The organism is Parasedimentitalea maritima (assembly GCF_005771405.1).
GTDB lineage: Bacteria > Pseudomonadota > Alphaproteobacteria > Rhodobacterales > Rhodobacteraceae > Parasedimentitalea > Parasedimentitalea maritima.
In genome coordinates this window covers 22,281-34,727 of record NZ_VAUA01000011.1, presented here as the reverse complement: position 1 = coordinate 34,727, position 12,447 = coordinate 22,281, and the positions used below count along the sequence as shown (strand labels likewise).

Annotated in this window: 11 protein-coding genes; 4 read left to right on the top strand and 7 right to left on the bottom strand. The window is 55.9% G+C overall.

The window, feature by feature from the left end; all coding sequences use genetic code 11:
• Positions 1–5: 5 nt before the first annotated feature.
• The 3 genes from FEE96_RS19155 to FEE96_RS19145 all read right to left on the bottom strand — a co-directional run bounded on the left by FEE96_RS19155 (position 6) and on the right by FEE96_RS19145 (position 4,169).
• Positions 6–299, bottom strand: a complete 294-nt coding sequence (locus FEE96_RS19155) for a DUF1330 domain-containing protein (protein ID WP_138164740.1) — start codon at positions 297–299, stop codon at positions 6–8.
• 211 nt (positions 300–510) lie between these two features.
• Complete coding sequence (locus FEE96_RS19150) at positions 511–3,618, bottom strand: valine--tRNA ligase (protein WP_138164739.1); 3,108 nt, start codon at positions 3,616–3,618, stop codon at positions 511–513.
• 119 nt (positions 3,619–3,737) lie between these two features.
• Positions 3,738–4,169, bottom strand: coding sequence for an Lrp/AsnC family transcriptional regulator (locus FEE96_RS19145; protein ID WP_138164905.1), 432 nt, complete (start codon positions 4,167–4,169; stop codon positions 3,738–3,740).
• Between the two features lie 105 nt (positions 4,170–4,274).
• Here FEE96_RS19145 and FEE96_RS19140 point away from each other — a divergent pair, with 105 nt between their 5' ends.
• The gene (locus FEE96_RS19140) at positions 4,275–5,432 is read left to right on the top strand and encodes a type III PLP-dependent enzyme (protein WP_138164738.1); all 1,158 of its coding nucleotides are present in this window, start codon (positions 4,275–4,277) and stop codon (positions 5,430–5,432) included.
• Positions 5,433–5,797: 365 nt separating this feature from the next.
• Positions 5,798–6,880 (top strand): DUF2235 domain-containing protein, encoded by a 1,083-nt coding sequence (locus FEE96_RS19135; protein ID WP_138164737.1) that lies wholly within the window; start codon positions 5,798–5,800, stop codon positions 6,878–6,880.
• 140 nt (positions 6,881–7,020) lie between these two features.
• On the opposite strand, the gene FEE96_RS19130 is transcribed toward FEE96_RS19135, so the two are convergent.
• Together FEE96_RS19130 and metF are read right to left on the bottom strand one after the other, a co-directional pair.
• A complete protein-coding gene (locus FEE96_RS19130) occupies positions 7,021–7,512 on the bottom strand; it encodes a PaaI family thioesterase (protein ID WP_138164736.1) in 492 nt (163 codons plus the stop codon).
• Between the two features lie 52 nt (positions 7,513–7,564).
• Entirely contained in the window at positions 7,565–8,431 is an 867-nt protein-coding gene (gene metF / locus FEE96_RS19125) for a methylenetetrahydrofolate reductase [NAD(P)H] (RefSeq protein WP_138164735.1), read from the bottom strand.
• Between the two features lie 96 nt (positions 8,432–8,527).
• Between metF and FEE96_RS19120 the strand changes: the two genes are divergently transcribed.
• Positions 8,528–9,433: a LysR family transcriptional regulator gene (locus FEE96_RS19120; RefSeq protein ID WP_138164734.1), complete on the top strand. Its 906-nt coding sequence runs from the start codon at positions 8,528–8,530 to the stop codon at positions 9,431–9,433.
• A gap of 87 nt (positions 9,434–9,520) precedes the next feature.
• On the opposite strand, the gene FEE96_RS19115 is transcribed toward FEE96_RS19120, so the two are convergent.
• The gene (locus FEE96_RS19115) at positions 9,521–10,549 is read right to left on the bottom strand and encodes an NADP-dependent oxidoreductase (protein ID WP_138164733.1); all 1,029 of its coding nucleotides are present in this window, start codon (positions 10,547–10,549) and stop codon (positions 9,521–9,523) included.
• A 179-nt stretch (positions 10,550–10,728) separates the two neighbouring features.
• Here FEE96_RS19115 and FEE96_RS19110 point away from each other — a divergent pair, with 179 nt between their 5' ends.
• Positions 10,729–11,514: an inositol monophosphatase family protein gene (locus tag FEE96_RS19110; protein ID WP_138164732.1), complete on the top strand. Its 786-nt coding sequence runs from the start codon at positions 10,729–10,731 to the stop codon at positions 11,512–11,514.
• Between the two features lie 155 nt (positions 11,515–11,669).
• Here the strand turns inward: FEE96_RS19110 and FEE96_RS19105 are convergent, their stop codons facing one another.
• Positions 11,670–12,446, bottom strand: a complete 777-nt coding sequence (locus FEE96_RS19105; RefSeq protein WP_138164731.1) for a rhomboid family intramembrane serine protease — start codon at positions 12,444–12,446, stop codon at positions 11,670–11,672.
• Between the last annotated feature and the right edge of the window lies 1 nt (position 12,447).

The window sequence follows — 12,447 nt, the reverse complement described above, 5'->3', positions numbered from 1 at the left end:
GCGTTTTAGCTACCATAGCCTTCAATGATCTCCATGTCGCCGGTGGAAACCGGGTCTCGCAGAGCCTTGGCATCTTGATAAGACACAGAGTCATAGCAGGCTTTGGCCGTGGCATAGTCGCGAAATTCAATCACCACGGTGCGGGCACGTGTTTGACCCTCGCGGACCTCTTTTTGGCCGCCGCGAACCAGAAACCGGGCTCCAAACTCGGCAAAAGGTGCCGCATTGGCAGCGACGTAGTCTTTGTAGCGAACCATGTCGTCAACATCGACATGGGCAACCCAATATCCTTTTGGCATTTGTCTCTCCCTTAGTTCCTGCGCGCAGGCTGGAACAAATTTGTGTGCATATCAATGAGTTGCTTGAACATTTTTTCCCCGTATCACAGTTGCCAGGGGATGGTGCGTGCAAGCACACACCCTACACAGACAGGTCTTGGTGGGGAATGTTGCAACCCTGCATAAAAACGCCCACCAAATGGCGGGCGCTTTTTGTTGGATTTTGGTGGGCTCAGCCGATCTCAGAGAGACGTGCCAGCGCCTCTTTGATCTTGGCTTCTTCCTCTTCGCGCAGAACCAGATTGGCGCGGGTTTCGGCCACCACTTCGGCTGGTGCGGAATCCGCGAACTTGGGGTTCTTCAACCGACCGCGCAGACCGCCTAGTTCTTTCATTAGCTTGCCAAGGTTCTTTTCCTGACGGGCCTTTTCTGCCGCGACATCAATGATCTCGGCCAGTGGTAACGCAAACGAGGCCCCCGGTGCACCGATGGAGATGCAGCCTTTGGGTAGGGTGTCAGCGTGTTCAAGGCTCTCAATGCGGGCAAAGCGTTTGATCAGCTCGCCATTGCGATCCCAGTAGGATTGGCCAGCCGCGTCGATCTCGGTCACCAGCATCGGCACCTTGGCACCGGCAGGCACGTTCAGTTGGGCGCGGGCAGAGCGGATGTTGTCGATGACCGCAATCACCCAGTTCATCTCGCGCTCAGCATCTGCATCGACCAGATCAGCGGCCGTGTAGGTTGGCCAATTGGCGTGCACCAGCATTTGCGCTGAGTCGCCATCGGCATACCCTCGACCCTGAGTGACGTTCCAGATTTCCTCGGTCACGAAGGGCATGATCGGGTGCATCAGGATCAGCGCCTGATCGACGGCCCAGGCATAGACGGCCTGAGTTTCATCTTTGGCGGCCTGATCGTCGGCAAAGAAGATCGGCTTGGTGAATTCCAGATACCGCGCGCAGAAGCTGTTCCAGAAGAACGAATACAGCGCATTGGCGGCGTCGTTGAAGCGGTAGGCCTCAAACGCGCCATCAACCTCTTCCCGCAGTTTGGCGATCTCACCGATGATCCAGCGATTGAGGGGCAGGGTGGCCTTGGGCGGCTCGACCCCACGCTCGGCACTGAAGGCATCAATCTGGCTGTCACCGTAGGAACAGGCCTGCCAGATCTTGGTGACAAAGTTGCGATAGCCCTCGATCCGTTTCATGTCGAGTTTCAACACGCCACCAAGCGAGGCCATGGCCGCATTGGTAAAGCGCAGCGCATCGGCGCCGTATTCGTCGATGATTTCCAGCGGGTCGACAACGTTGCCGGTAGATTTCGACATCTTTTTGCCCTTGGCGTCGCGCACAAGGCCATGCAGGTAGACGGTGTCGAACGGGATCTTTTCGGCAACCGGACGGTCCGACAGAACCGCCATCTGCATCATCATCATCCGCGCAACCCAAAAGAACAGGATGTCTTGCCCGGTGACTAGGGTTGAGGTTGGGAAATATCGCTTCATTTCCTCGGTGTCTTCGGGCCAGCCCAGCGTGCCGATCGGCCAGAGGCCAGAGGAGAACCAGGTGTCGAGCACGTCGGGGTCGCGCCAGACTGGTACACCGCCGTTGGCTTCGAACTCTTGCTTTAGTTCTGTTGGGTTAGTGTAGCCTGAGTGGAAGAAATCAAAAGTGACGCTTTGTTCACTCAAGTAGTTTTCAACTTGTGCTTTTGCGTCTTCTTCAGTTGCTGCGCAGAAATGAATTGGGGAACTGAAATCCAACTCCGCGTCGTTGATCGACGAGGAGCCTTTGGCTTTCTTGATTGAGGGCAGATACCAAACCGGGATTTGATGTCCCCACCACAACTGGCGCGAGATGCACCAAGGCTCGATGTTTTCCAGCCAGTGATAATAGACCTTTTCGCCCGATTCCGGCAGGATCTTCACATCGCCATTCTTAACTGCGTCCAGCGCCGGGCCGACGATCTTGTCGGTCTCAACAAACCACTGGTCGGTCAGCATCGGCTCGATCACCACCTTGGAGCGGTCGCCAAACGGCTGCATGATCGGCTTGCTCTCAACGTAAGGTGTGGTTTCAGAAACCTCGGTCTCGCTGCCGTCTTCATCCTTGATAGTCTTGGTCACGGTTTGCATCACGGCCAGACCTTCGGCGGTGATGTCGGCAATAACCGCTTTGCGCGCCTCAAACCGGTCCATGCCCCGGTATTCTTCCGGCACCAGGTTCATCGCAGCGATCGAGGCCTCAGTGAATTCCGCCTCGCCATTGGCAATGGCCTGCGCGGTGGTGGCTTCTTCAACATAGGGCGCACCGTCGGCGCGCATATTGGCCTTGGTGTCCATCAGGTTATACATCGGAATGCCGCCGCGCTTGGCAACCTGATAGTCGTTGAAGTCATGCGCGCCGGTGATTTTTACCGCGCCGGAGCCAAAGTCCTTGTCCGGGTACTCATCGGTGATGATCGGGATCAACCGGCGCTGTGCCTTGGGGCCGACCGGGATTTCACAGAGCATACCAACGATGGGCGCATACCGCTCGTCCGAGGGGTGCACCGCAACCGCACCGTCACCCAGCATGGTTTCAGGGCGGGTGGTCGCGATGGAGATATAGTCGCGCTCTTCAGACAGCGTGATGTTGCCGTCTTCGTCTTTTTCGACGTAAGTGTAAGTCGCGCCACCAGCGAGCGGGTATTTGAAGTGCCACATGTGGCCGGCAACTTCGATGTTTTCGACCTCAAGATCGGAAATCGCGGTCTCAAAATGCGGGTCCCAGTTGACCAGCCGTTTGCCGCGATAGATCAGGCCCTTATTGTACATCTCCACAAACACCTTAATCACGGCGTCGTGAAAATTGGGCGAGTTTTCGTGACCGGTGCGGGTGTCACCTGCCGCGCCGGACATGGTGAATGCAGTGCGGTCAAAGTCGCAGGAGGCGCCAAGGCGTTTTAGCTGCTCAACAATGGTGCCGCCGGATTGTTCTTTCCAGGCCCAGATTTTGCTCAGGAACTCCTCGCGGCTGAAATCGGTGCGCTTCTTGCCTTCTTTGGCCAGCTCACGCTCTACAACCATCTGGGTCGCAATACCCGCATGGTCGGTGCCGGGCTGCCACAGGGTGTCAAACCCCTGCATGCGCTTCCAGCGGATCAGGATGTCCTGCAGCGTGTTGTTGAAGGCATGACCCATGTGCAGCACGCCTGTCACATTGGGCGGTGGGATCATGATCGAGAAAGAGGCGGCACCGGGTTTGGCATTTGCCCCCGCTTTGAAACAGCCTGCTTCGTCCCAGGCCTTGTACAGCCGGTCTTCGGCTTCGGCCGCGTTGAATGTCTTTTCCATCGCCATGCGCTTCGTCCTGAATAGGTATCCTTGGTTGAGGTTTCCCATATCGAATAGGTGGGCCAAGGGAAAGGGAGGAAGGGCATTGGTTGATCAATGTCGGTGAGAATGGCTGGACCTGTGGTTCAGGTGCGATCGAGTTTGGTGGCCAGATGGATCAGGCTTTCCGAGGATTTAACACCGCGTGCCTCGCCTATCCGGTCAATGGTTTCATCCAGTTCAGATGTGGTCTGTGCCACGACCTGGGCCAGCAGATCAAACCGCCCTGAGGTGGTATGCACCACCTGCACGCCGGGCAGGCTGCGGAGACGGGCCAGAACCTCAGGTCCGGTCCGAGGCTCAATGGAAATGAGGACGGTGGCTTGTAGCGGTGGGCGGGTCGCGGCTGAGCTACGCAGGGTATAGCCGGCAATGGTGCCGCTACTTTCCAAACGTTCGATACGGGCCTGAACCGTGGTGCGGGCCAACCCCAGTTGCCGGGCGAGGTCAGCCACCGGGCGGCGGGCATTTTCGCGCAACAGGGTTATGAGTTTCAGATCGATGTCGTCATTTTGCATGGTGGCGTCGTCGTTTGTTTGGTCAATTTGGGCAGTATAGACGGTCTGACGTGTGATTTCGACGGGAAAATGTCGGAAACTGGGATAAACAAAGAGGCCTTTTCGATGCAGCATATCCCAGCCCTGTGGCATAACCCTGAAACGCATCTTGCGCGACATCAGCCGGATCATCCAATCCTGTATTTTTCGCCAAGGGTTCTGCATCAAACGGCTGAACGGTTTTTGTCCGGGTTTCCGGGATTGGTCACCTATGCGGTCAAAGCCAACCCACATCAGGCCGTGTTATCTAATCTTGTCGCAGCAGGGGTAAGTGCCTTTGACGTTGCCTCACCAGGTGAAATGGCTGCTGTGCGTGCCGCCAGCCCAACTGCGGTAATGCACTACAATAACCCGGTACGGTCTGAGGCCGAAATCCAAGCTGGGATTGAATACGCTGTATCCAGCTGGTCGGTGGACGAACTGGACGAGCTGGATAAGCTGGCAGATGTGCCACGCAACTGTGAGATTGCCGTGCGCTTTGCGCTACCAGTTGCTGGCGCAGCCTATGATTTTGGCAGCAAGTTTGGTGCCACACCTGAAAAGGCGGTGGAATTGTTAAAGCGGGTGGTGGATATGGGCTGGACACCCTCGTTGTGTTTTCATCCCGGTACCCAATGTGAAGACCCGCATGCTTGGGTAAAGTACATCCTTGAGGCTGGTCAAATTTGTAAGGCCGCTGGTGTTCGGATTGCCCGGCTAAATGTCGGCGGTGGTTTTGCTGCCAACCGGGACGGGGTGGCCCCGGATCTGGAGCAGTTCTTCTATGCAATTGCTGACGCGGTTGAAGAGAGTTTTGGTTCTGACCTACCCGCACTGATCTGTGAGCCTGGGCGTGCAATGGTGTCTGAGGCCTTCACCCTTGCGGCGCGGATCAAAGGAATACGTCAGGAGGGCGAAGTGGTTTTCCTGAATGATGGTATTTACGGTGGATTGGTTGATATCCGCGATATGGGTCTGCCAGGTCGGGTCTATGTGGTTGCTGGGGATGGGACACACCGGAGTGCAGCTGCCAAACCTAGGGTCGTATTTGGCCCAACCTGCGATAGTCTGGATCGGCTGCCGGATGGGTTGCCGTTGGCGCAGGACACACAGATAGGGGACTACGTTTTGTTCCCGGGGCTAGGAGCTTACTCTTCGGCGATGAGTACACAGTTCAATGGATATGGGCTTTCTGATGTTGCGACAGTGATTGAACTGGGCGGGTCGAGCCCCGACGCGCGGTAGTCTGAACCGACACACATACCGCTGGCCTGCTTCACCAAGTTGCACGGCGCATGCCAGCGTTACCTTATCTTCAGTATTATGAGCGATCCTTTACAGGCAGAAGAAAATGCCTTTTTTGAAGGATGGACTTGTGATCGTTGCTGTCGGCATCCAGTTTCCAACTGACCAAAAAATAACCTCTGTTGGTCGGGATATGGTCCGCCTTTTAACCAAAGCGGAAGTGCAGCATCTGGTGGACGATTCCTCAACTGGCGTTATCTCAATATGAGGGGCACTGGCCCGGATCAGGACGATATTCTCAGGTCGTGACCTGCGGTATCCGAACCCGTCAGATGCTCCGTACTGAAAGAGGGAAGTGGTGAGGAATGTTACTGAATCAGCTCGGTAAAAAGATCATCGGATGGTTGGGGCGGCCACTTCGCTCAGAGCATTCAGGTGAAACTAAGCTGCGAGGGCCTCGGGCCCATGTAATCATTCTTGATGGCACTATGTCGACGTTGGATCCTGGGCATGAAACCCATGCTGGAATGACCTACCAGTTGTGCCGGAGGATGGGCCCGGAAATCTCTGTGTTCTATGAAGCAGGGGTGCAATGGAACAGTTGGCGCTCCACTTTGGATGTTTTGATGGGGCGTGGGATCAACCGTCAGATCCGGCGCGCATATGGGTATCTCGCCTCTCGCTATCGACCAGGTGACCGGATTTACCTGATGGGATACTCGCGCGGCGGATATGCTGTTCGATCCTTGGCGGGGGTGATTGATCAGGTTGGCCTTTTGAAAGCTGAGCATGCCACGGTGCGCAATATTCGCACTGCTTACCGTCACTATCAGGGGGATGGCAGCAAAGCCGCACGCCAATTTACCAAAGCCTTTTGTCATAGTGAGGCAGACATCGAAATGATTGGTGTCTGGGAAACCGTGAAGGCGCTGGGCCTGCGGTTACCACTGCTATGGCGTTGGGCTGAAGCGCGGCATGCCTTTCATAGTCATCAGTTGGGCCGCAACATCCGCAACGGGTTTCAAGCGCTGGCGCTGGATGAAACCCGGCAGGTATTTGCACCGGTTCTGTGGGAATGCCCGCCGGGCTGGCAAGGGCATGTCGAGCAAGTTTGGTTTCGCGGTGCACATGGGGATGTTGGTGGACAGCTGGGGGGGCTTGATGCAGCACGTCCGCTGGCAAACTTGTCGCTGGTGTGGATGCTGGAAAAGGCCGAAAATTGCGGCTTACCACTGCCAAAGAACTGGCGGTTAGAGTTTCCGGTTGACCCCGCGGCCCCGTCGGTGGGCACTTGGCGTGGATGGGGAAAGATCTTTCTGTTGCGCGGTGGCCGTCGTGTTGGTTTGGACCGCAGTGAGCGGCTGCATAGCAGTGTGGGGACCACTGCCCAAACCAAGGCAACAGGGTTGAAGAGCTTGCAGTCCAAAGTGGCTGCAAGGGCAGACTGAGCATCCTCGGCCCGAGATCAAATCGCAGTCTGAATAAAAAAAATCGACATCTGACAGGTGGGCAGCGCTAAATCCGCCGACCTGTCACGGGTTCGTCTTATCTGTAGTTTAAGAAAAAGCCGGATACCAAAACGGAGAGGTTAGCGTTTCGTCGCGGACAAATTCATCACAATGCAGGTGGTCGACCCGGTGGCATAGAGCTTGCCATCCTCAATCCCACGAATATCGCCTCGCGCGACGCCGGTTGATCGACCAACATGTTCGGCAAAACCTGTGCTCTCTATTGCCATTCCCAATGGAATCGGACGCAGAATATTGATTTTGTATTCCAAGGTTGTGTAGATCGAGCCCCTTGGGATGCCTGTCATGACAGAACAAGCCATGGCGCTATCCAGAAGGGTGCCATACCAACCGCCATGGACGGTGCCCATTGGGTTGGTGGTTTCAAATGCCGGGGTGCCACGAAACACCACACGCCCTGTTTCTACACTGTGCAGCTGAAATCCGAGAGTTTTGGCAATGGGCGGGGCGGGCAGGCGGCCTTCCAAAATGCCGGTCATGAACTCCAACCCAGACAGTTCAGTGATCTGGGTCGGTTTCAAAAGCTCATCGGGGGTTTGGGCATAATACATGGCGCGTTCCTTTTGGGTGGACCCTAGGAACACGCTGAAGCATCGGCAAGATTTACGCCACGTTCTCTAGCGACACCTTGGGCGCAACACCTAAGGCATGGCAGACGTCACGGGTCAGTTCGGGGCGGTTCATTGTGTAGAAATGCAGCTTGTCTACGCCGCCGTCCAGAAGCTCCGAACACAATTCAGTGCAGATTGCGGTGGCCAGCAAATCCTCGCGACCGTCGCGCAATGCGGTTTCAAAAGCATCATCAAGCCACTGTGGGATCAAAGTGCCGCAGCGGCGGGCAAAATTGCGTGCGCCCTTCCAGTTTTCAATTGGCAGAATACCAGGGGTCAGGACGTGATCGATGCCGACTTTGGCGCATTTGTCGCGGAAGCGGAAAAAGGTATCGGCCTCGAAAAAGAACTGGGTCAGGGCTTCGCTGGCACCGGCATCAATTTTACGCTTCAGCCAATCCACATCCGAATCCGGCCCAGTGGCTTCGGGGTGACGGTCCGGGTAGGCGCCAACGCGGATGTTGAACTTGCCGGTGTCAGCCAGGGCTTCGATCAGTTCAACCGAATTGGCAAAGCCGTCTTCGTGTTGGGTGAAGCCACCAGCCCCCTTGGGGGGATCGCCGCGCAGGGCGACGATGTCGTTGACGCCAGCGCTGGCAAATTGATCGGCAATCGCCAGGGTTTCAGCACGGCTTGCATTGACGCAGGTCAGGTGTGCAGCGACATTCAGCCCTGAGGATTTATGCAGAGTTGCAACTGCGTCGCGGGTTAAGTCACGTGTGGTGCCACCAGCGCCGTAGGTGACGGAAACAAAACGTGGGTCCAGTGGCGACAATACCTGAACAGTGTCCCACAGACGAAAGGAGGCCTCGAGGTTCTGTGGCGGAAAGAACTCGAATGATATCTCTGGCGTCGTCATCTTGGGGCATCTCCTGTTCAACTCCCCCCTTGTTGCACGTGCAGCATTGTGAGACAATTTCATAATTCTCAAGAACAACATGAGTGAAGTGATAGGATGCATATCGAATTTCGCCATCTTCGGACGATAAAGGCGATCCACGAGGCGGGCGGGCTCGCGCGCGCCGCTGATCAGTTGAACATCACCCAGAGCGCGTTGAGCCATCAGATCAAAGGTCTGGAGGATCAGGCTGGGGTTGAACTGTTCATGCGCCGCTCCAAGCCGATGAAGCTGTCGGCGGCCGGGCTGCGGTTACTTCGTTTGGCTGAGCAGGTCTTGCCGCAAGTCGAATCCATGCAGGCTGAATTTTCCGCTCTGCGCGATGGGCACACTGGTCGCATGCATATCGCCATAGAATGCCACGCCTGTTTTGAATGGCTGTTTCCGGTGCTGGAGGGGTTCCGCAAAAGCTGGTCTGACGTGGATGTGGATATTCGCCCGGGTCTGGCCTTTGACGCGCTGACGGCATTGCAAAAGGAAGAAGTTGATTTGGTGGTCTCATCGGACCCAGAACAGATCTCTGGCGTTGATTTTATTGAACTGTTTGATTACGCGCCGGTGTTTGTGGCCTCTGCTCAACATCCGCTGGCGGTTAAGCCATACATCGATGCCGAGGATTTTGCAGGTCAGACCCTGATCACATACCCCGTTGATAAGCCCAAGCTGGATGTCTTTAGCCAGCTGTTGATCCCCGCAGGGGTCGAACCTGGCGCCATTCGCCAAGTGGAGTTGACGGCCGTGATCCTGCTGCTGGTGGCCTCCAATCGCGGTGTTTCGGTCTTGCCTGACTGGGTGGTGCGCGAGGTGAAATATTCCTCGGATTATGTCACCCGACCTTTGACCAAAAACGGGATCACGCGCAGCCTCTATGCAGCGATCCGTAGCGAGGATCGGGATAAACCCTATATGCAAGAGCTGATCCGGCTGGCCAAGGTTGAGGCGCGGAAGCTGCAATTGCAGTGAGCTGGTGGTGCGTGCAGGCACACACCCTACCTACACTGCGTCCGACCAAAGTAAGTGTAGGGTGCGTGCTTGCACGCACCCTGGGGGTTATATCAGTTTGACGATCTGCTTGCCCATGTTGCCGCCCTTTAGCATTGCCATAAAAGCAGCAGGGGCGTTTTCCAGACCCTCAGCGATGTCTTCAATGTACTGAACCTCGCCTTTGGCAACCATGGGGCCGACTTGTTTCAGGAACTCAGGGTACTGGTCGAAATGATTCATGATAATAAACCCATTCACTGACAGGAACTTCACCAGAATATTGCGCCAGATCATCGGGGCCGTCAGAGTAGCGTCAGCGCCTTGTGCACCTCCATACCAGCTGATCATGCCACAAACCGGAATGCGGCCATGGGGATTCATCAGGGGAATGACGGCTTCCAGCACTTTGCCAGCTACGTTTTCAAAGTAGATGTCGATGCCGTCAGGGCAGGCCAAAGCAAGATCTTTGCGCAGCGAATTGGCATCCGCGTAAGCCCGGTGATCCATGCAGATGTCAAATCCAAACTTTTCAGTCGCCAAGGCACATTTTTCAGCTCCACCAGCAATGCCAACGGTGCGTAGTCCGGCCTGTTTCGCCAGCTGACCAACCATTGACCCAACTGGGCCGGTGGCAGCTGCGACAACCAGAGTTTCTCCCGCTTTGGGCTTTCCATAGGTGTTCAAGCCATGCCACCCGGTAAAACCCGGCATGCCGAGAACGCCGAGCGCGGTGGTTATGGGGCCATGGTTTGGGTCCAGTTTTTGCAGTTGATTGGCGGGTAGGCAACCATGACTGGCCCATCCAAACATACCAAACGCAAAATCGCCGGGTTTGAATTCCGGGCTGTTTGAGCTGATGACCTCACCCACTGCTCCGGCCTCCATGGTGCCGCCAATGGCCACAGGTGCGGCATAAGATTTCGCATCATCCATACGGCCACGCATATAGGGGTCTAAGGACATATAGTGCAGTTTCACCAGCACTTCGCCGTCCTTTGCAATTGGCATTGCGACGGATTCAAAGCTGAAATTTTCAGCCACTGGGGCGCCAGTAGGGCGGCTGGCCAGAGCTATGCGTTGCATCTGTTGTGACATGGGTTCTCCGTGGGTGTTCTGACATTTGCTAAACTGTGTTGTTTCGCTGGGACGCTGGCAAGCGCGGCATTTGCATAACGTTACGGAAAATGTCTGTGGTATTGCCTATTGGCAAGGGCACAAAGGCGGCGTATAGGCAGCCTTTGACCAACATCTCTGTGACCAGACAGGAGCCCGACATGATCGGCAGCGCTAATCTTAACATTATGCTCAAAGCCGCCCGCAAGGCCGGTAAATCTCTGGTCAAGGATTTCCGCGAAGTGGAAAACCTGCAGGTGTCGGTGAAAGGTGCCGGAGACTTTGTCTCAAAGGCGGACATCACGGCTGAGAAAATTCTGAAAGAAGAGCTGCTGGGCGCGCGTCCAACTTACGGCTGGATTGCGGAAGAAGGCGGTGAGATCGCTGGCGAAGACCCTACCCGTCGTTGGATCGTTGACCCGCTGGATGGCACCACCAACTTTCTGCATGGTCTGCCCCACTGGGCCATTTCGATCGCACTTGAGCACAAGGGTAAGATTGTTGCCGGGGTGATCTTTGATGCGGCCAAGGACGAGATGTATTTTGCCGAAAAAGGCAATGGCGCCTGGATGAACGAGAGCCGGATCCGGACTTCGGGCCGCAACCGGATGATTGAAAGCATTTTTGCAACCGGGTTGCCCTTTGCTGGGCGCTCGGATCTGCCTGCGACTTTGCAGGATCTGGCGCGGTTGCTGCCTGCCTGTGCTGGCGTGCGCAGGTGGGGCTCGGCAGCGCTGGATATGGCCTATGTGGCCACCGGCCGTTACGATGGGTTCTGGGAGCGCCGTCTGCATTCCTGGGATCTGGCTGCAGGTATCATTCTGGTGCAGGAGGCCGGTGGTCTGGTGGAACCGCTGACCCCGGGCGATAACATTGTCGATAGCGGCGAAGTGATTTGTGCCAACGAGCCGATCTTTGAAACTTTTGCCAAAGTGATCAGAGGCTAAAGCCCGTCACCGAAGTCTGAGTTTTTAGCACGCGTCTGAGACATCAGGCGCGTGCCTTTGTTTAGAGCTGTGTTAACCCCTAAGATGGCGATTGGCGCCACTGGGGGAGCCTCCGGCGGGGATATTTTGGGCTAGATGAAGGTGGATCGGAGATTTCAACGATCACTGCCCCAAGGCGAGCGCCCCGGCTTTTTACGGGGCAGTCGAGGGATGCGACTGGCACTGTACTTGTATTTGGCTTGCGGATGTGGCGGCTGGCCATGGGTTTTGCCCCAAAACGCGCGGGCACCGCGTTTGACCCACAAAGGCACCGTCAACAACAGCCCAACAGCAAACCCACCGGTATGGGCCCAATAGGCCACGCCGCCCTGACTGGGGTCGGAATTGAGAGATCCAATGAATTGCATTGCAAGCCAGACGCCCAGCATCAGGTAGGCTGGGATTGCAAAGATGCGGAAGTAGATGATGAGGATGAGCAATATATCGATGCGAGCACGTGGGAACAGCAAAAGATACCCCCCCATTACACCTGCTACCGCGCCAGAGGCACCAATCGTCGGTACATGGGACCAGGGGGCTGAGGCCACGTGGATGAGGCCTGCACCAATGCCACAGGCAATGTAGAAGGCCAGAAACGGCAGATGGCCCATCTCGTCTTCCATGTTGTCGCCGAAGATCCATAAAAACAACATGTTGCCGGCCAGGTGCATAAACCCGCCATGCAGGAACATAGAGCTTACCAGTGGCGACAACCGACGTGAGACATCGATCTTTGCCGGGATCAAGGCGTAGGCATCATAGAACTGCGCCAACTCTCTCTCGGTATCAAAGCTGATAGTGTAGAGGGCATAGGCCAGAATGTTCAACGCCATCAGCGTATAGACGACATAGGGTGTACGGCCGGAAGGATTGTGATCACGTAAAGGAAACATG